This is a genomic window from uncultured Jatrophihabitans sp. (assembly GCF_964246335.1).
Classification (GTDB): Bacteria; Actinomycetota; Actinomycetes; order Mycobacteriales; family Jatrophihabitantaceae; genus Jatrophihabitans.
This window is the reverse complement of record NZ_CAXTQF010000049.1, coordinates 1-19,157: the sequence shown is the minus strand read 5'-3', so window position 1 is coordinate 19,157 and position 19,157 is coordinate 1. Positions and strand designations below refer to the sequence as shown.

18 protein-coding genes are annotated in these 19,157 nt (G+C 71.4%); 10 read left to right on the top strand and 8 right to left on the bottom strand.

The annotated features are described in order from the left end of the window. Window positions 1-16: 16 nt before the first annotated feature. From ACFFCN_RS13680 to ACFFCN_RS13660, 5 genes are all read right to left on the bottom strand, one after another. Window positions 17-757 (bottom strand): SDR family oxidoreductase, encoded by a 741-nt coding sequence (locus tag ACFFCN_RS13680; protein WP_375492435.1) that lies wholly within the window; start codon window positions 755-757, stop codon window positions 17-19. 5 nt (window positions 758-762) lie between these two features. After that, the gene (locus tag ACFFCN_RS13675; protein WP_375492433.1) at window positions 763-3,108 is read right to left on the bottom strand and encodes a HelD family protein; all 2,346 of its coding nucleotides are present in this window, start codon (window positions 3,106-3,108) and stop codon (window positions 763-765) included. A 185-nt stretch (window positions 3,109-3,293) separates the two neighbouring features. Next, window positions 3,294-4,295 carry a non-homologous end-joining DNA ligase gene (gene ligD / locus ACFFCN_RS13670; protein ID WP_375492432.1) on the bottom strand — a complete coding sequence of 334 codons (1,002 nt, stop codon included), beginning with the start codon at window positions 4,293-4,295 and terminating at the stop codon, window positions 3,294-3,296. After that, a complete protein-coding gene (locus ACFFCN_RS13665; protein WP_375492430.1) occupies window positions 4,292-4,795 on the bottom strand; it encodes a DNA polymerase ligase N-terminal domain-containing protein in 504 nt (167 codons plus the stop codon). Before ACFFCN_RS13665 ends, ligD begins: the two co-directional genes overlap by 4 nt. 26 nt (window positions 4,796-4,821) lie before the next feature. Beyond that, window positions 4,822-5,844 carry an NADPH:quinone reductase gene (locus tag ACFFCN_RS13660; protein WP_375492428.1) on the bottom strand — a complete coding sequence of 341 codons (1,023 nt, stop codon included), beginning with the start codon at window positions 5,842-5,844 and terminating at the stop codon, window positions 4,822-4,824. Between the two features lie 158 nt (window positions 5,845-6,002). Here ACFFCN_RS13660 and ACFFCN_RS13655 point away from each other — a divergent pair, with 158 nt between their 5' ends. Continuing rightward, window positions 6,003-6,914: a DMT family transporter gene (locus ACFFCN_RS13655; protein WP_375492457.1), complete on the top strand. Its 912-nt coding sequence runs from the start codon at window positions 6,003-6,005 to the stop codon at window positions 6,912-6,914. 4 nt (window positions 6,915-6,918) lie between these two features. Here ACFFCN_RS13655 and ACFFCN_RS13650 read toward each other — a convergent pair whose 3' ends face one another. The 3 genes from ACFFCN_RS13650 to ACFFCN_RS13640 form a co-directional block, all read right to left on the bottom strand. Then, window positions 6,919-7,842: an NADP-dependent oxidoreductase gene (locus ACFFCN_RS13650; protein ID WP_375492426.1), complete on the bottom strand. Its 924-nt coding sequence runs from the start codon at window positions 7,840-7,842 to the stop codon at window positions 6,919-6,921. A 191-nt stretch (window positions 7,843-8,033) separates the two neighbouring features. Beyond that, window positions 8,034-9,572 (bottom strand): glycerol-3-phosphate dehydrogenase/oxidase, encoded by a 1,539-nt coding sequence (locus ACFFCN_RS13645; RefSeq protein WP_375492424.1) that lies wholly within the window; start codon window positions 9,570-9,572, stop codon window positions 8,034-8,036. Beyond that, window positions 9,569-10,153, bottom strand: coding sequence for a TetR/AcrR family transcriptional regulator (locus ACFFCN_RS13640; RefSeq protein WP_375492423.1), 585 nt, complete (start codon window positions 10,151-10,153; stop codon window positions 9,569-9,571). The genes ACFFCN_RS13645 and ACFFCN_RS13640 overlap by 4 nt, the downstream gene beginning before the upstream one ends. Window positions 10,154-10,207: 54 nt before the next feature. Here ACFFCN_RS13640 and ACFFCN_RS13635 point away from each other — a divergent pair, with 54 nt between their 5' ends. From ACFFCN_RS13635 to ACFFCN_RS13595, 9 genes are all read left to right on the top strand, one after another. Then, window positions 10,208-11,809: an FAD-binding oxidoreductase gene (locus ACFFCN_RS13635; RefSeq protein ID WP_375492455.1), complete on the top strand. Its 1,602-nt coding sequence runs from the start codon at window positions 10,208-10,210 to the stop codon at window positions 11,807-11,809. Then, window positions 11,806-12,717, top strand: a complete 912-nt coding sequence (locus ACFFCN_RS13630; RefSeq protein ID WP_375492421.1) for a diacylglycerol kinase — start codon at window positions 11,806-11,808, stop codon at window positions 12,715-12,717. Before ACFFCN_RS13635 ends, ACFFCN_RS13630 begins: the two co-directional genes overlap by 4 nt. Before the next feature lie 32 nt (window positions 12,718-12,749). Then, window positions 12,750-13,343: a TetR/AcrR family transcriptional regulator gene (locus tag ACFFCN_RS13625; RefSeq protein ID WP_375492419.1), complete on the top strand. Its 594-nt coding sequence runs from the start codon at window positions 12,750-12,752 to the stop codon at window positions 13,341-13,343. 122 nt (window positions 13,344-13,465) lie between these two features. Next, window positions 13,466-14,842: a DHA2 family efflux MFS transporter permease subunit gene (locus ACFFCN_RS13620; protein ID WP_375492453.1), complete on the top strand. Its 1,377-nt coding sequence runs from the start codon at window positions 13,466-13,468 to the stop codon at window positions 14,840-14,842. A 149-nt stretch (window positions 14,843-14,991) separates the two neighbouring features. After that, entirely contained in the window at window positions 14,992-17,289 is a 2,298-nt protein-coding gene (locus ACFFCN_RS13615) for an EAL domain-containing protein (RefSeq protein WP_375492417.1), read from the top strand. 125 nt (window positions 17,290-17,414) lie between these two features. Continuing rightward, window positions 17,415-17,624, top strand: coding sequence for a hypothetical protein (locus tag ACFFCN_RS13610; RefSeq protein ID WP_375492416.1), 210 nt, complete (start codon window positions 17,415-17,417; stop codon window positions 17,622-17,624). 12 nt (window positions 17,625-17,636) lie between these two features. Then, window positions 17,637-17,840, top strand: a complete 204-nt coding sequence (locus ACFFCN_RS13605; protein ID WP_375492414.1) for a hypothetical protein — start codon at window positions 17,637-17,639, stop codon at window positions 17,838-17,840. Window positions 17,841-18,123: 283 nt separating this feature from the next. Then, window positions 18,124-18,606, top strand: coding sequence for a hypothetical protein (locus ACFFCN_RS13600; protein ID WP_375492412.1), 483 nt, complete (start codon window positions 18,124-18,126; stop codon window positions 18,604-18,606). Window positions 18,607-18,794: 188 nt separating this feature from the next. Next, a partial coding sequence (locus ACFFCN_RS13595; protein WP_375492451.1) for a BlaI/MecI/CopY family transcriptional regulator occupies window positions 18,795-19,157 on the top strand: 363 nt, incomplete at its 3' end.

Genomic DNA, 19,157 nt, shown 5'->3' with positions numbered 1-19,157 from the left:
CTAACGACGAGCGCGCTCAGTACGTGGCACGCAGCCATTCGTCGAACGTCTGCGTTCCGCGCGGCCCCTCACCGGTCGGCAGCAGCGCGCCGTTCGCGAAGCCGCGGCCGACCGCGCCGGGCAGCCGCAACGGCACCACCGTGCGGTGCGACCCCTGCGCGGCCAGGACGCGCTTAGCGAGGTCGATGAGCTCGAGCACCTGCGGGCCGGCCAGCTCGGGTGCCCTGCCGAGCGGGACGTCGAAGGCCAGCGCGACGAGCGCCTGCGCCACCTCGCGGGCGGCGACCGGTTGCATCCGCATCCTCGGCAGGACGGCGAGCGGGCCGGGCGAGCGGCGCAGCGTCTGGGCCGCGAACTCGTGGAACTGGGTCGCGCGCAGCACGCTGGCCGGCACCGGCGCGTCGGCGAGCAGCCGCTCCTGCGCGAGCTTGCCCTGGTAGTAGCCCATCGGCACCCGGTCGATGCCGACGATCGACACGGCCACGTGATGCACCACCCCGGTGGCGCGACCGGCTTCCAGCAGGTGCCGCGTCGCCGCCTCGAACGATTCGACGGCGACCCGCTTGCGCATGCTGGCGAAGTTGCTGACGTCGATCACGACGCCGCAGCCGTCCACGGCCTCGCGAACGCCGTCCCCGCTGAGCAGGTCCGCGCCCCTCGTGCGCGCGAGCACCACCGGCTCGTGCCCCTGCTCGGTCAGCGTCTGGACGACGAAGCGCCCCAGCAAGCCTGTTCCGCCGGCGACCGCGACCTTCATGGCCGTCAGCTTGCCGTACTCGCAGCGGGCGTGAGCCCCGGCGGCAGCGATTCGTGGTGAACGACATGCAGGCGCTGCGTCGGCCGGGTCAGCGCCACATACAGGTCGTTGACCCCGCGAGGTGACTCGCGCACGATCGCGGCCGGCTCGACCACCACGACCCCGTCGAACTCCAGACCCTTCGCGTCCATGACCGTCAGCACCGACACCGGGGCGCCGAGCACGTCGGAGCCGATGGCGACCGAGCCGGCCGGCAGCGCCGCGCTCACCCGCGCCGCGACGTCGGCGTGCTCGGCGCGGGACGTGATCACGGCGAGCGTCCCCTCGCCGGCCGCGCGGCGCTCGCGCTCGACGACGTCGACCAGCGACGCGGACGTGCCGGCGGCCTCGTCCAGCTGCGTGAATTCCGGGTCGTGCCGGCCGCGGCGTGCAGACGCCGGCGCAGCGACCGACGAACCGGACGCCGCCAGCACTGCGGCCGCAAGATCCATGACCTGCTCGGGTGTGCGGTAGTTGACGGTCAGCTCGGCCAGTCGCCAGCGATTCCCCACGTACGGCGCGAGCACGTCGTCCCAGGATCGGGCGCCGGCGGCCGAGCCGGTCTGCGCGACGTCGCCGACGACGGTGAACGAGCGGGTCGGGCAGACGCGCATCAGCAATCGCCACATCATCGGCGACAGCTCCTGCGCCTCGTCCACCACGACGTGCCCGTACGCCCAGCTGCGGTCCGTGCCGGCACGCTCCGCGACGCTGCCGACCGTGCTGCTGCCCGCGTACCTTTCCGCGAGCTGTTGCGCGGTGGAGAAATCGGCGCCGCCGAACGTCTCCTGCACCTGCCGCGCGTAATCGACCTCGGCGCGCCGCTGCGCATCGGCGCGGCGTCGCTCGGTCTGCGCCGCGGAGTCGTCCTCGCCGAGCAGCTCGGCGGCTTCGTCGAGCAGCGGCACGTCGGCGGCCGACCACGACGCCGTCCGCGGGCGGTGCAGCAGCTCGCGCTCGTTGCGGGTCAGTCGCGCCGCGGCGTCCCCGAGCCGCGCCGGATCCGCGAACAGGTCACGCAGCAGCCGCTGCGGGCCGATCGGCCCCCACGCCAGGTTGAGCTCACGGCGGACGTCGGGCGACTCGTACAACTCGGCGAGCAGGCCGCTGCGGGTCTCCTCGTCGAGTTCGGTACCGCGCGCATCGGCCAGCGATTGCACGAGACGGCGCATGACCTGCCGGACGAACGTCACCCGCGCGACGTTGTGCGGCGCCCGCGTCTGCCGAGCCGCGGTCCGCGCATCCTGCACGGTGCGCGGCTGCAACCGGATGCGGGTGCCGCCGATGTCCAGCGTGCGCGCCTTGTGGATCAGCCGCTGCCGTTGCCGAACCGCATTGGCGATGACGTCGGCCATGCGCAGGTCGCCCTTGACCGCGACCACAGCGGGCTGCTCCGCGGCGGTGGCGACCACGCCCGGGTACATCTCGCCCGGCGTCGCCATGACCACGACATCGGCCTCGCCGAGCGCCGGTAACACCTGATCGATGTAGCGCAGGAACACCCGGTTCGGGCCGATGAGCAGCACGCCAGATCGCGCGATGCGCTCGCGGTTGGCGTAGATCAGGTACGCGGTGCGGTGCAGCGCGACCGCGGTCTTGCCGGTGCCCGGGCCGCCCTGCACGACCAGCACGCCGGGCAACGACGCCCGGATGGCTTCGTCCTGATCGGCCTGGATCGTCGCGACGATGTCGCGCATCCGGCCGCTGCGGACGGCATCCAGGCTGGCGAACAACGCGCCCTCGCCGATCACCACGTGGCCGCCGTCGACGCCGCTCGCGGCGAAGCCGTCGCGGTCGAGCACCTCGTCCTGCACGTCCGTGACGCGACGGTTCTCGGTGGCGATCTGGCGGCGCCGCAGCACGCCGAGCGGCGCCGCGGCGGTTGCGCGGTAGAACGGCTCGGCCGCCGGCGCGCGCCAATCGACGAGCAGCTCGTGCCGCGCGTCGTCGGACATGCCGATCCGGCCGATGTGCCGGCGCGAACGGTCGTCGAGGTCCAGGCGGCCGAAGCACAGGCGCGACTCGACGCCGGTGAGCGTGCGCAACCGCTCGCTGTACATCCGCACGAACGCGTCCCGTTCGCTGCGCGCGCCAGGTGTACCGACCGTCGGGCTGCCGATCGTGCGCGCGAGCGACTGCCGGGCTGCGACGGTCAGCTCGTCGAGCTGCGTATAGAGACGGGTGACGTGCTGCTGTTCCGCTTTGATCTCGCGCGCAGCCGGCGATTCGCCCGCGGGGTCGGACGACGACTGGTCGTCAGGTTCGGCGGTATCGGCGATGACTGCTCCTGGTCCGTTCTGGCCCGTGGGCACGGCCGGACAACATTACCCGCGGCGCAGGACGCGGACATCGCTCGGCATGCTTCACCTCCTCCCTCGGTCCTAGAGGTTTGCCCGCACACACGCGGGCAAACCTCTAGGACCGAGAAAGCAGCCTCGTCCCGGCCGGAGGACGGCCGGGGGGACGGCCGGAGTGACGGCCGCGCGACGGTCTCGGGTCAGCTCTCGCGCACGACATCACCGGCGTGCTTGTCCGTGCGAAGACCGAGGAAGCGCGGGTGGCGCAGCATGCCGTCGCGTGTCCACTCGGTGAACCCGATCTGCGCGACGAGCTCCGGCCGTACCCAGTGCGCGTGCGCCTCGCGTACCCGCTGCGCGAACGGCGACTCGGGCTGCTCGAGCGCGCGCAGCTGCGTACCGACCTGGCGGAGCAGTTGGGCACCGAAGCCGGTGCCGACCTTGCCGGCATACAGGAGCCGTTCGCCGTCGTGATAGCCGAGCAGCAGCGCACCGAACTCGGTTCGGCTGCCCTTGGGCTCGGTCCAGCCGCCGATCACCAGCTCCTGGTCGCGCACGCACTTGAACTTCAACCAGTCGGGTGAGCGTTTGCCCACGTACCGGGAGCGGGCGCGCTTCGCGACCACGCCCTCGTCGCCGCGTTCGCACGCCTGCCGAAACATCTCCTCGCCGGCTTCGCGCCGGTGTGCCGTGAAACGCAACGGGTCGTCGAAGGTCACCAGGCCGCGGAGCAGCTTTTTGCGGGTCAGCAGCGGCAGCTCGCGCACGTCGTGGCGGCCGGCGTGCAGCACGTCGAAGACGTAGTAGTAGACGCGGATGCGGCTTGCCCGCGCCGCGTCGGGATCGGTCAACCCGATGCGGCCCTGCAGCCGCTCGAAGCTCGTCCGCCGACCGTCGAACGCCACCACCTCGCCGTCGACGACGAGGTCGGTGTCGGCCTGCGCAGCAAGCGCATCGGCGATCTCGGGATACGTCCGGCTCATGTCCTGGTCGGTTCGCGACAGCAACCGCACCCGCCCGCGGCCGTCGCGCAACGCCAGGCAGCGCACACCGTCCAGCTTGCGTTCAAAGATCCAGTCCGGATCGGAGAAACGGTCCTCGGTGAGCGTCGCCAGCATGGCGGGGACACGCGTCGGCATGGCTTCGCGGTGCAGCAGGGCGCGCTCGTCCGGTTGCAACGCTGCGAGCGGCGCGTCGGTCATTCGACGCCGTCCGCCTCGATCTGTTCCAGCGTGCGGCCGGTGAGCACCGACTCGTTCTCCGTGCTCGTCGGGTTGCGCCGGGCGTCGGCCTCGGCGTCGGCCTTCTTGATCAGCAGCCATGCGTCGTCGTCGCCGCGCGTGCGGATCAGGCTGTAACCGCCGCGGACCTTCTCCCCGTGCAGCACGAAGGACAGGTGGCCGTCGGCCAGCGCCTCTGCGGCGGAGATCGCCGTGCTCTTGCGTTTGCTGACGTTGTCGAACGTGCCGCGGTCCCACACCTGCACGATCCCGCCGCCGCGGCGTTGGACCGACAGCACACCTTCGTAGTCGCGGTAGTCGAGGTCGTGGTCACCGACGCGCTTGGCGTAGCGACGGACCCGCGGGTCGGTCGACGGGCCCTTCGGCACCGCCCAGGACGCGAGCACGCCGTCGATCTCCAGCCGGAAGTCGTAGTGGTCGGCCGTCGCCAGGTGGTGCTGGATCACGAACGCCGGCGACATGCGACTGATGTACCCGACGCGACGGGTCAATCCGCGACGTCGATCAGCACCTTGCCGACGGCGCCGTCCTCGACCGCCGCGTGCGCTTCGGCCGCGCGGTCCAGCGGATAGTGGTGCAGCGGCACGCCGGCGTGTTCACCGACCCGCGCCGCGCCGTCCAACACCGCCGCGGACACGTCCTCGAGCGCGATCGCCTTCGCCGCCGAAGGCGCGGTGTAGACTAGGACGAACTGCCAGCGCGCATTCGTGGCCATCGACGGGCGTACCGGCACGGTGACCTCGTCGCCGCCGTTGTTGGCGTAGATCGCGATCGAGCCGCCGTTGCGCACCACGGCAGCGTCGAGTGCGGCGTTCTGCGCGGGCGCGACCTCGACGATCGAATGCACGCCGGCGGGTTCGAACCCGCGCACGACGTGCTCGACGTCCTCGGCGGTGTAGTCGATGACCAGGTCCGCGCCCGCCGCCGCGGCGAGCACGCCCTTGCGCGCGCCGCTCACCGTCGTAATGACCCGGGCGTCGGACCAGCGCGCCAACTGGATCGCCGCGTTGCCGACGGCACCCGCACCGCCGGCGACCAGCACCGTGCGCCCGGCCAGTGCGCCGGGCCCGAGCCGGGTCGGGCCGTCCTCGGCCACGGTCAGGCACCGGTGCGCCGTCACGAACGGCACGCCGAGGCTGGCACCGAGATCGAAGTCGGCCGAGTCGGGCAACGTGACGACGTGCGTGCGGTGCACGATCGCGTACTCCTGCGCGGTGCCGTCCGGACGCTGGTAGGCCGCCTCCCACACCCACACGCGCAGGCCCATCCACGCCTGCTCGACACCCGCGCCGACCGCGTCGACAACCCCGGCGCCGTCCTGGTTCGGCACCTGCGCCGGCTCGACAGGCGTGCCCGGCTCGGCGCCCCGGCGCGACTTCCAGTCCGTCGGGTTGACGCCCGAGCGGTGGATCCGCACGCGCACCTCGCCGGGCCCCGGCTCGCTGAGCGGCTTGTCGACCAGCGTCAGGACGTCCGGGTCGCCGGTCCGGTCATAGGTGATTGCGCGCATGACACTCCTCGCTCTCGACGGTCCGTCATGGCGTAGCTACCCGCGCAGGCACGCCCGTCAACGCCACGCCCGTAGTGTCAAGATGTTCGGCCACGACGTTCAGCGGAGGCGAATCGGTGACCAGGAGTTCGGTGGGCCGCAGGGATGCGACCGTGTTCGTGGCACTGGCCGCCGCGACGTGGGGTCTCGACGGCCTGTTGCGCAAGCCGCTCGCGAACGATCTCGATGCCGGCACGGTGGTGCTGTGGGAGCACGTCATCGCACTGCTGGTGCTGGCGCCGGTGATCCCCCGGGCGCTGCGGGCGTTCGCGCGGGCCGGGCTGCGCGCGCAGGTGGCGGTGGTACTCGTGGGCGTCGGCGCGTCGGCGGTGGCCACCGCGCTGTTCACCGAGTCGTTCAAGCTCGCCATTGCGTCCAACGACTTCGTGACGCCGCTCGTCCTGCAGAAGCTGCAACCCCTGTTCGCGATCGCGCTGGCGGTGGTCATCCTGCGCGAGCGGTTGCGGTTGCCGTACGCGATCTTCGCGCTGCCTGCGCTGGCCGGCGCCTGGCTGCTGACCTTTGCCGACCCGTTCCACGTCACGGTGGCCGCACTGCAACCCGCGTTGTACGCAGTGGGTGCCGCCGCGTTGTGGGGGGCCGGCACCGTCCTGGGCCGGTTGCTTGCCACCACGATCGAGCCGCGCGACATCACCACCCTGCGCTTCGTGTTCGGATTCCTCGGCGCGATCGTCGTCGTCCAGGTGACCGGCGCACAGGTCGCGCCGGGCTGGCACAACGCGGTCGGGCTGATTCTGCTGGCGCTGATCCCCGGCCTGTTCGCCCTCGAGCTCTACTACTGGGCGCTTGCGCGTACGGCGGCCGCCCGCGCCACGCTCGCCGAACTCGCCTTCCCGGTCACCGCGGCACTCGTCGGCGTCGTCGTCCAGCACACCCATCTGGACGGCTCGCAATGGATCGGCATGGCCGTCATCGTCGGCGCCGTCCTGGCGCTCAGCTGGTTCGAGCATCGTCCGCGGCCGTGCGTCGAGGAGAGCGAAGCGGAACTGGCGGCCGCCGGTCGTACCTGACGTCTCACTCCTGCGGCAGCAGCACGATCTTGCCGTGCGTGTGGCGTTGCTCCAGCTCGCGGTAGGCGTCCTGCACACGGTCTAGCGGGTACGTCGCGGCGATCGGCAGCTCGACCTGGCCGGAGGCGACGAGTTCGGCGACCTCGGCCAGGACCTCGGGCGTGGACGCGTCCTGGCTGCCCTCGGCCTTCATGCCGCGCCGGCCCGCCTCCTCGAACGCGATGATCGTCTCGGTGCGGTCGGGCGCGACGCCCAGATCGACGGCGAGCCGGAGATAGTCCGGACCGAAGAGATCGATGAGCGCGTCCACCCGCCCGTCCGACACCCGGCGGATCGCGTTCGCGAGGTCCCCGCCGTATGCGACCGGGATGACGCCCTTGCTGCGCAGCCACTCGTGGTTCGCCTCGGAGGCCAGGCCGATGACCTTGGCACCACGCGTCGTCAGCAGCTGCACCACCATTGATCCCACTCCGCCGGCCGCCGCGGACACCACGACGGTGTCGCCACTGGCGGCGTCGACCGCCCGCACCGCGGCGTACGCCGTGACGCCGACGACGTACAGCGCGCCCGCCACCTCCCAGGACAGCGCCGCAGGCTTCGCGACCAGCTGGTTCTGCGGCACGACCGCGTACTGCGCCTGGCTCGAGCGCGTCCAGGAGAAGCCGAGCACCTCGTCGCCCGGGCTCACGTCGGTGACCGCACTGCCGACCTCTACGACCACGCCGGCAAGATCGCTGCCCTGCCCGGACGGAAACGTCGACGGGGCAACCTCGGCCATCGCACCCTGGCGGATCGCTGCCTCGCCCGGATTCGTGCCGGCGGCGCGCACCTCGATGAGCACGCCGTCCGCATCCGGCTCGGGTCGGTCGATGTCGGCCACGTGCAGGACGTCGATGCCGCCGTACTCGGTGAACTGCACTGCACGCATGGTCAACACTCCGTCGGGTGTGCATCCGGCCGGGTCGTTCCGGCACTTCGTGGGCTGTCAAACCGTGGCGCGCCGCGAAAGATTCCGCAGGTGTCGCTTGACCCTCACGCCCCCACCACCACCCGGCTGATCAACAAGACCGAATGGTCGCCCTGGTGCGCACTGCCGACTGTTGATCAGCGGTGGGGCGGTCAGCGCAGCGCGGCGGTGACGATCTCGCCGACCGCGTCGCGCGCGCGATCGGCGTCGGCATCGACCAGGCCGATGCGGGTGCGCCGCTCGAGCACGTCCGCGACGTCGAGCGCGCCCTCGTGCGTGACGGCGTACTCGACCTCGGCGCGGGTGACGTCGATGCCGTCGGCGATCGGTGCGAGCGGATCGGCGGGCTCGGCCGCGGCGGCGCCCGCGCGGCCGCGGCCGCCGGGCCGGGCGCCCCGCGCGGCGGGGAGGCCGTCGGTCGGGCGACTGTCTGCGCGGCCCGGCGCCCCGACGAGCGCGACCTGGCGCGTCACGCACGGGCCCGCCGTCAGCCCGGCGTGCGCAACGGCCGCGTCGATGACGTCCTGCGCCATTCGGCGGTACGTCGTCAGCTTGCCGCCGATGATCGACACGATCCCGGTCGGACCGGTGCTCACCTGGTGCTTGCGCGAGACGTCCGCGGTCGAGCCGTCACCCGCGTCGACCAGCGGCCGGAGGCCGGAGTAGGTGCCGAGCACGTCGGCGCGCGTCAGCGCCCGGCCGAGCGCGTGGTTGACGGTGTCGAGCAGGAAGGTGATCTCGTGCTCGGCCGCGACCGGGACATCGGGCACTGCGCCCGGCGCTTCTTCGTCGGTCAGGCCCAGGTAGACCCGGTCGAGCTGCTCGGGCATCGCGAAGACGAACCGGCTCATCGAGCCGGGCACCGGGACGGTGATCGACGCCGTCGGGTGCCCGAGGGCTGCGGCGTCGAGCACGAGGTGCGTGCCGCGCGACGGCCGCAGCCGCACCGCCGGGTCGACATCGCCGGCCCACACACCGGCCGCGGACACCACGGCGCGAGCAGTCACGGTCAACGACGTGCCGGTCATCGTGTCGACCAGCCGCGCCGAGGTGCCGGTGACGTCCTCGGCGCGCACCCGGGTCAGCACGGTCGCTCCGTGCTCGGCAGCGGTCCGCGCAAGCGCGACCACGAGGCGGGCGTCGTCGATCAACTGACCGTCGTAGGCCACCAGGCCGCCGCGCAGCCCGTCCGCAAGCACCGCAGGCGCCAGGCGCCGCGCACCGTCGCCGTCCACGCGACGCGCGCGCGGCAGCACCCGCCCGGGCGTGCGGGCGGCGACGCGCAGGGCATCCCCGGCCAGGAAGCCGGCGTGGATCAGCGCGGCTTGCCGGCGGTCGATCGCCGGCAGCAGCGGCACGACGGTCGGCAACGCGCGGATGAGATGTGGTGCGGTGCGGGTCATCAGCACGCCGCGCTCCACCGCGCTCTCGTGCGCCACGCCGAACCGGCCGGACGCGAGGTAGCGCAGGCCGCCGTGCACCAGCTTTGAGCTCCAGCGGCTGGTGCCGAATGCCCAGTCGCGCGACTCCACGAGCACGACGCGCAGGCCGCGGGTCGCCGCGTCCAGCGCCGCTCCGGCGCCGGTGACGCCGCCGCCGATGACCAGCAGATCGACGGTGCCGGCGTCGGCGAGCGCGTCGAGGTCGCGCCGGCGCCGTTGCGCGTCGAGCACCGAGCCGGCGTCGGTCACGGGGCGAGGTACCCGTCCAGCGCGCGGGCCAGCTCGCGGCGCCACGCAGCGTCGGGGAGCTGGTCGGCGATCATCCGCCGGGACTGGATCGCCGACTGCGCGATGAGCAGCGTCATCGCGGCGAGTTCGGTCGGCTCGCTCGCGCGGATGCTGCCGCCCGCCTGCACGAGCCCGATCGCGTCCCGCAGCGATTCGAGCAGCACGCGCTGCCCGGTGCCGAGTCGGTCGAGGATGTAGCGCGCGACGAGCGCCGGCTCGGTGACGAAGGTGCGCGCGAGCGTCTCGTGCGTGCTGATGCGGTCGGCGAGGTCGACGACCTGGCGCACCAGCCCGGCGCGGTCGTCCGTGGTGCGCGGTGTCTGCGCCATCAACCGGCGGATCTCGCGCTCCCACAACGCGCGGAATACCGCGGCTTCGTCGGCGAAGTGCCGGTAGACGGTCGGCCGGGACATGCCCGCCTGCCGGGCCAGTTCGGCGATGCCCGGGCGCCGGTCGGACACCCTCAGCACCCGCGCAGCAGCGTCGAGGATGCGGGTCGGTGCGTCCACAGGCTCGGCCAGCACTGCGTTACGACTTGACATGATGTGTAAAACTGTAGCATGACGCCGTCACCGTCCGCGCTCCCCCGACCACCGATGGCCTGGGACGCGTGGGGCGACCCGACGGCCGCCGCACGGCTCACCGACGCGCAGCTGGCGCTGGTGCACGACGTGCTGCAGGTGAGCGCGGACGACGTGCACGCAGTCGAGCGGCAGGACGTTCGGCTGCGCCCGTCCACTCTCACCGACGACGATCACGCAGAGCTCGCAGCCGCCGTCGGCGCGGAGCACGTCGGCGCCGCCGACGACGACCGGTTGCTGCACGCGGGCGGCAAGTCGACGCTCGACCTGCTGCGTCGCAAGAGTTCCGCCGAGCAGGACGCGCCGGACGCCGTGGTCGCGCCGGGCACCGAGGGCGAGGTCGCAGCGGTGCTCGCCGTGTGCGCGGAACGCGGTATCGCCGTCGTGCCGTTCGGGGGCGGCACCAGCGTCGTCGGCGGCCTCGACCCGATCCGCGATCGGTTCGCTGCGGTCATCAGCCTCGACCTCGGCCGCTTCGATGCCCTCGCGGATCTCGACGAGATCGACCAGGTCGCCACGCTGGGCGCCGGCCTGTCCGGCCCCGAGGCGGAGCGCCTGCTCGCGGCCCGCGGCTACGAGCTCGGCCACTACCCGCAGAGCTTCCGGTACGCGACGATCGGCGGCTTCGCCGCGACGCGGTCGTCCGGCCAGGACTCCGCCGGCTACGGCCGCTTCGACGACATGGTGCGCGGGTTGCGCGTCGTCACACCCCGCGGAGTGCTCGACGTCGGTGCGGATGCGCCGAAGACCGCGGCCGGCCCGGACCTGCGCCAGCTGATCCTCGGGTCCGAGGGCACGTTCGGCGTGCTCACCGCCGTGCGCGTGCGAGTGCACCCGGTGCCCGAGACCAAAGCCTACGAGGCGTGGTCGTTCCCCGACTTCGCCACCGGCGCCGCGGCTGTGCGCGCCGTCGAGCAGGCGGGCACCGGACCGACCGTGCTGCGGCTGTCCGACGAGGTCGAGACCGCGCTCAACCTGGCCACCGTCAGCGACGCCGGGTCGAGCGGTGCGGACGACAAGCCGCAGGACGGTGGGTGTCTGGCGGTGACCGTCTTCGAGGGTTCGTCCGCACTCGTCGAGGCGCGGCACGCCGCGACCCGCGAGCTGCTCACCGCGTCCGGCGGTACGTCGCTCGGCGCCGCACGCGCGAAGCAGTGGGCCGAGCACCGGTTCGACGGCCCCTACCTGCGCGACCCGTTGCTGGCCAACGGCGCGCTCGTCGAGACGTTCGAGACCGCGACGTCGTGGTCGAAGCTCGCGGCGGTGAAGCAGGCGGTCACCGAGACCGTGCAACGCGGCTTCGCCGAGGCCGGCTCGGCTGCGTCGCTGGTGCTGTGCCACATCTCGCACGTGTACGACACCGGCGCCTCGCTGTACTTCACCGTCGTCGGCGCGCAGCGCGGGGACGCGATCGCGCAGTGGCGCGCGATCAAGGCCGCGGTCAACGACACGCTGATCGAGCACGATGCGACGATCACGCATCACCACGCCGTCGGCGCCGACCACCGCGACTGGCTCGCCGCGGAGATCGGTGATCTCGGCGTCGAGATCCTGCGCAGCGTCAAGGCGACGCTCGACCCCGCCGGCATCCTCAATCCCGGCAAGCTGATCCCTTGATTAAGGACGTCGCGCTCGTCGTCAATCCGGCCGCCGGCCGCGGTGGCGCCCGCGACGTGCTGCGCCGCGCAGTCGACCGACTGGCCGCGCGCGGCATCGCCGTCCGCGAACTGTGCGGAGCCAGCCCGGCCGAGTCCCGGGACCTCGCCGGCGCCGCGGTGCGCGCAGGCGTCGACGCGCTGGTGGTCGTCGGTGGCGACGGCATGATCCACCTGGCACTGCCGGCGGTGGTCGGCACCGATACGCCGCTCGGCGTCATCCCGGCGGGCACCGGCAACGACCAGGCCCGCACCTACGGTTGGCCGCGCAAATCGCCGGAATCGGCCGCCGACATCGTCGCCGACGGCTACACGCGCCGCGTCGACGTCGGCGTCGCGGTCACCGCGGACGGCACGCGGTCGTACTTCGGCTCGGTACTGGCCTCCGGCTTCGACTCGCTGGTCAGCGACCGCACGAACCGGATGAGGTGGCCCCGGGGGCGGGCCCGCTACAACCTGGCGATGCTCGCCGAATTCGCCAACCTGCGCCCGCTGCCGTGCACCGTCACCACCGCCGAGGGCGAGACGATCCGCCAGGACGTCCTGCTCGTGGCGGTCGGCAACACGCCGTCCTACGGCGGCGGCATGCGCATCTGCCCGGCGGCCGACCCCACCGACGGCGTGTTCGACGTGACGATCGCCGGCGCCGTCAGCCGCCGCCGGGCCGCAGCGCAGGTGCCCCGCGTCTACCGGGGCACGCACGTCCATCGGCCGCAGGCACGCACCTTGCGCACCACGGCCCTGCGCATCGAGGCGCCCGGCATCAACGCGTACGCCGACGGCGAATACCTCGGCCCGCTGCCCGTCGACGTCACGCTCGAGCCGCAGGCGGTCTCGCTGCTCGTGCCGCGGGCGTCGGCTGGTGGTTGACAAGGTTGTGAGTGGTCACTAACTTAATCGCCATGGCACCTCGGGGAGTACGCGGCAGCGCCGACGAGCGGCGCGAGGACGTGCTCAACGCGGCCATGATCGAGTTCGCGAACGGCGGCCTGGCCGGCACCTCCACCGACGCGATCGCCCGGCGCGCCGGGATCAGCCAGCCCTACCTGTTCCGCCTCTACCCCACCAAGCACTCGCTCTTCGTGGCGGCCGTCGAACGCACCTTCGCCGAGGTCACCACCGTGTTCCGCACCGCCGCGGACGGCCTGACCGGGGTCGAGGCCAAGCACGCGATGGGCGCGGCCTACAACACGTTGCTGGAGCAGAACCGGACGTTCCTCGGGATGCAGTTGCAGGCGTACGCGGCCTGCTTCGGCGACGCCGAGGTGCGCGCGGTCACGCGACGCGAGTTCGGCCGGCTGTGGGAGACCATCGTGACGATCAGCGGCATGACCGAGGATCTCGCGCAGGCGTTCTTCGCCCACGGCATGCTGTGCAACCTCACTGCCGCCTTCGGCGTGCAGGCCGACGATTCGGACACCCTGGCCCGCCGGATGACCGCGGAGCCCGCCCTGATGGCGGCCCTTATCGGCGCACCTCTCGGCGCCACGACCTGACACCCCGGCACGGAATTCCGCTCGGATCTCTGCCTGAAGTTGATAGTGATCAATCACAACCTAAGGAGGACGCCGTGACCCGCACCGCCTGGACGTTCGTCATCACGTCCGTCGCCGCTTTCATGGTGGCGCTGGACAACCTGGTCGTCACGATGGCGCTGCCGTCGATCCGTGCCGACCTGCACGCGAGTCTCGACCAGCTCGAGTGGACGGTGAACGCGTACACCCTCACGTTCGCCGTGCTGCTCCTCCCGGCCGCCGTCCTCGGTGATCGGCTGGGACGGCGGCGCGTGTTCGCTGCCGGCCTGACCGTGTTCACCTTCGCAAGCGCAGCCGCGGCGCTGGCACCCGACGCCGGGGCCCTCGTCGCGGCGCGCGCCGTGCAGGGCATCGGCGGTGCAGCAGTGCTGCCGTTGTCGCTGACCCTGCTGACGGGCGCGGTCGCGCCGGCGAAGCGCGGCGCCGCACTCGGCATCTGGGGCGCGATGAGCGGGTTGGCCGTCGCGCTCGGCCCGCTGCTCGGCGGCGCGGTCACGCAAAGCGGCTCGTGGCAGTACATCTTCTGGCTCAACGTGCCCATCGGCGTGCTGATGGCGCCCCTGGCGATGCGGCGGCTCGGCGAGTCGCACGGCCCGGCCAAGCGCCTCGACCCGGTCGGCCTCGGGCTCATCAGCCTGGGCCTGTTCGCGCTCGTGTTCGGCCTGGTCCGCGGCAACTCCCACGGCTGGGGGAGCACCGGCGAGTTGGTCGCGCTGATCAGCGGCGGCGTCCTGCTGATCGCTTTTGTCGCGTGGGAGTCGCGCGTCACCGCGCCGATGCTGCCGCTGACCCTGTTCCGCTCGCGCGGGTTCGCCGCGGTCAACGTCGCGTCCCTGCTGATGAGCGTCGGGATGTTCGGCTCGATCTTCCTGCTCGCCCAGTTCCTGCAGACCGTGCAGGGTTACGACCCGCTCGGCGCCGGCTTGCGCACGCTCCCGTGGACCGCGATGCCGGTGCTCGTCGCACCACTGGCCGGGCCCGTCTCGGACCGCATCGGCGGCCGCCCGCTGCTCACCGCCGGGCTGGTCCTGCAAGCAGCCGGGATCGGCTGGCTCGGGATCGCATTAAGCGCCGGCATGACCTACGGGTCGATGCTCGTCCCGTTCATCCTGGCCGGCGCGGGGATGGGCCTGTTCTTCGTGCCCGTCGCGTCGGTGGTGATGGGCAGCGTGCCGGCCCAACTGCAGGGTGTCGCCAGCGGCGCCAACAACGGCATCCGCGAGGTGGGTGGCGTGCTGGGCATCGCCGTGCTCGGGGCGGTCTTCTCCGCACGTGGCGGGTTCACCAGCGGCACCGCGTTCGTCGCGGGGCTGCACCCGGCACTGATCGTCGGCGCGATCGGCGTCGCCGTCGGCGCGGGCGCCGCGCTCGCGATCCCCGGCCGCCGCCGCGGCACGGACCAGCCGGTCGCGTCGGACGACGACGACTCGGCGCAGCCGCAGGTCCTCGTCGCCGTCTGACTCACGGCACCCCGTCCGCCCGGGCCACCGCCGGGCGGACGGGGATACCGCCGCAGTGCTCGTGCGTAAAATCGGCGCTAAGTTGGGTACATGGGCAGTGACAGCGCGAGTACAACGGCGCCCGAAGCCGGGCAACGGGTGGGCAGCACATGAAGATCGACGACGTCATTGCGCAGCACGCGGTCCGCACCGTCCTACAACCGATCGTGGACCTGGACACCGGCGCCGTGGTCGCCTACGAGGCGCTGACCCGCGGTCCGGCCGGGGAGCTCGAGCAGCCGGACCGGTTGTTCGCCGCCGCGCGGACGGCCGGGCGGCTCGCGGAACTCGACGCGCTGTGCCGCACCGCCTCCCTCGACCACGCCGTCGAGACCGGCATCGCCGCACCCCTCGCGATCTTCGTCAACGTCGAACCCGAGGTGCTCGACGACGCGGCACTCGACGGGCTCATCGAGATCGCGCAGACCGCGCCGGGCGGGCTGCCGGTCGTCCTGGAGATCACCGAGCGGGCGATCAGCGCACGGCCCGCGGAACTGCTGTCCTGCGTGCGCAAGCTGCGTCAGGCGGGCTGGCTCATCGCGCTCGACGACGTCGGCGCCGACGACATGTCGTTGGCCTTCATGCCGTTGCTGCGACCGGACGTGGTGAAGCTCGACCTGAAGCTGGTCCAGGAGCGGCCGGGACCGGCCATCGCGCGCATCGTCAATGCCGTCAACGCGTACGCGCAGGAGGCACACGCGATCGTGCTGGCCGAGGGCATCGAGGACGATGAGCACCTCGCCGCCGCGCGGGCATTGGGCGCAAGCCTGGGTCAGGGTTACCTGTTCGGCCGGCCCGAGTCGCAGCCCCGCCCGGAGTTACGGGTCGCAGGTCTCGAGCTCGGCGCTCCGGCGCAGTCGGAAACGCCGCGCTCGCCGTTCAGCTGCCTGTCCGGGGCACTCTCGGTGCGCACGTCGACCAAGCCCCTGCTGATCGAGTTCAGCAAGCACCTCGAACGTGAAGCCGCGACACAGGGATCGACCTGCGTCGTCATCTCGACCTTCCAGCACCAGCACCACTTCACGCCGACAACCGCAGGTCGGTACCGCGAGCTCGTCGAGCATGTCGGATTCGTCGCGGCCCTCGGCGACGGATTGACGTCCGAACCCGTCCCCGGTGTGCGGGGCGCGGATCTGGCCGATGACGACCCGCTGCGTCACGAGTGGGACATCGTTGTGCTGTCCCCGCACTTCGCGGCGGCCCTGCTCGCCCGGGACCTCGGCGACACCGGCCCCGATGACGAGCGGCGATTCGAGTTCGCGCTGACCTACGACCGCCAGACGGTCCGTTCGGCTGCGGAATCGCTGATGTCGCGCGTGGCCCCGCTGCCGCAAGAACACTTCCGCCGCCGTGACGACCGTCAGCCCGGTCGGGTCGCACGTCGCCAGAACGTCCTTGCGACTCAGGTGAACTCACCGGAGTCGGTGCGCACGCTGCACCGCGCACTGACTGCGTCACCGAACGGCATCTCGATCGCGGACATGACCCGAAGTGATCACCCGCTCATCTACGTCAATGCCGCATTCGAGCGACTGTCCGGCCTGCGCGCGGACGAGGTGCTCGGCGTGAACTGTCGCCTGCTGCAAGGCGAGCACACCGACCCGGCGGCGGTTGCGCGCATCGGCAACGCGATCCGGCGCGGTGTCGAATCGCGCGAGACGGTGCTGAACTACCGGCGCGGCAGCCGCGAGCCGTGGTGGAACGAGATCCGACTGACGCCGATCTTCGACGACGGCGGCCGGCTCGTGCAGTACCTCGGCATCCAGACCGACGTCACCGCGCACGTCCTGGCCCAGGCCGAGCTGGAGAAGGAGAAGGCCCGCGCCGCCGAGTACCTGGCCGAGATGGAGACGCTGGCCTTCTACGACCCGCTGACCGGCCTGCTCAATCGCCGGCGGTTGTCCGACCGCTTGACCCGCCGACTCGACGGGCGCGGCGACGACCCGTCGGTGGTGGGCCTGCTCTACCTCGACGTGGACGACTTCAAGCGGGTCAACGACTCCCAAGGACACGCTGCAGGGGACGCGGTGCTCGCGGCGATCGCCGAGCGGCTGCGCGCCGAGGTCCGGCCGCAAGACGTGGTGGCTCGCCTCGGCGGTGACGAGTTCCTCGTCGTCCTCGACGGCCTGGTGCCGACCAGTGCGCAGGCGCAACTGCGGTGGGCGGCCACCCGGTTGAAGTGGCGGCTGCACCAGGACCTCGCGCTGAGCGGCGTGACGGTGAGCATCGGTACCAGCTCGTGCCCGCACGACGGCGCCGACCTCGACTCGCTGCTGCACGCCGCGGACGTACGCATGTACCGCGACAAGGCGCGCGGCCGAGCAGTCGGGCCACGCGCGCTGGCCGCGTCCATCTCAGACGAAGAGCTGGAGAACACGGCACTGCTCGACCAGGCCGACGTGGTGTAAGTCGGCGGCGCTCAGATGAACGCTGGTGTTACGTCCGTGAGTGTTGGTCGGCCGGTGCGCGCCGAGACGACCTCTGGACGACGCCGAATTTTGTCGGCGGCACCGACAGGGGGTATGACCTGATCATGAGCGTCACCGAGCCGCCGTTCGCGCCGAGCGTCATCGCGCGCGACCTGATCGGCGCGCTGTCCGCCGCATCCCGCGGCTCGCTGCAATACGAGGCGATCAGCACCGCCGGCGGCGCGGGTGGCTCGGTGATCACCACGGTGCGGGCAACGGGCGCGGACGGGGTCGAACAGCTCATCGAGGTCGCGATCGGCCACGTCGGCGAGTAGGCGACGGTCACCATGCGCGCGAAGCTGCCCGACCTGACCGTCGCGGTCTTCTTCGTCTTCGCACTGTGTCTGTGGGTGAACGCGGTCGTCTATCGGTTCCGGTTCAACGTCGTGCTCGCCCTGATCGGCTCGGTGCCACTACTCTTCCTGCTCGCGCGTGCGATCGTCATCGAGCGCGCGGACAACGGGCGCGGAGCGGACCTCCACGGTGGCTGACGCGGCCGAGGTGATGGCCCACCGCTCGCCACGTAAGACGGCGGATTCGAATGACGGCCCATAGGCGCCATACCTCTGGACATCTCGGCTCCTACGACGGATGATCTCTCGCGCACCGACTCGGGAGGGACGTGCCGTGACGTTTCAAGACCCCTACGCGCCGGTTTCGCCACCCACCCGGGTGTGCCGAAAGTGCAGCACCCAAGCGACTGTCGCGGGCGACTTCTGCCCGAACTGCGGCACCTCGTACGTCAGACGACGCCGGAGTCGGCGCGTAGTGCTGGTGACGATCTCGGCAGTTGTCGTTCTCCTAGTCGCAGGTGCTGCGATCGCAGGGCTCGTGATCAATAACCGCCATGATGCCTCAGTTGCCAAGCACAAGAAGCAGGTCGCTGCCGCCGCAGCCTCAGCGGCGGCGGCACGCTCCGCAGCTAACGCGGCGGCCGCCAGCGCGTCGGCTGCTGCGGCTGCAAGGAGCGCCGAAGATGCAATCACTCGTAACGATCGAAAGTCGCTGATCGACGCCCTAGAGGCATCCGTAACGAAGGACGCGAAGAAAGATGTCAACGAAGGTGTTCTCGACGGCCCGATCAAGAAGACCGAGTGCGACCCGACCAACGGGTCGTCGGATCTTCTGACCGCATCAAACACCTTCGAGTGCACGGCGGTCACCAAGATCAGCAGCGACGGTACTGAGAGCGGCTATGTGTTCTCGGCAACCGTCAATTGGACCGGCGAGTCGTATAGCTGGCATCTCGGCCGCTGAAATCGAGGGGGGCGGTGCACCGAACACCCGCGACCAGAAATGGCGCTTACCCGGACACAGAGTGCACGAATCGGACCTTCGGATCGCACCTCGATAGATCGCTTCGCGATGAGCCAAGCCGACTAAGCTGATGGTCGCCGTGGCCGCCCGTCGGAGCTCGCCGCGCGAAACAACGATGGGACTCGACGATCGCACGGCGACAGCGACGCGAGCGTGGCGGCCTGGAAGAAGAAATTTTGGCGTGCTTGGCGGCCTCAAGCGAACCGATGGCGCCGAGCGAGGTCCAAGCCGCACTTGGCGACACACTGGCGTACACAACTGTGATGACCACGCTGAGCCGCATGTACGACAAGCGGGCGCTCAATCGTGAGCAGCGCGGCCGCGCGTACGCCTACTCACTCACCGACACACCGGACGTCGCACGAGCGTCGATGACGGCCTTCAATATGCGGCGTCTCCTCGATACCCAAGACGACCGAGCCGGTGTGCTCGCTCAATTCGTCGGCAATCTCGAACCGGACGACGAACAGCTGCTCAAGGAGCTTTTGCGG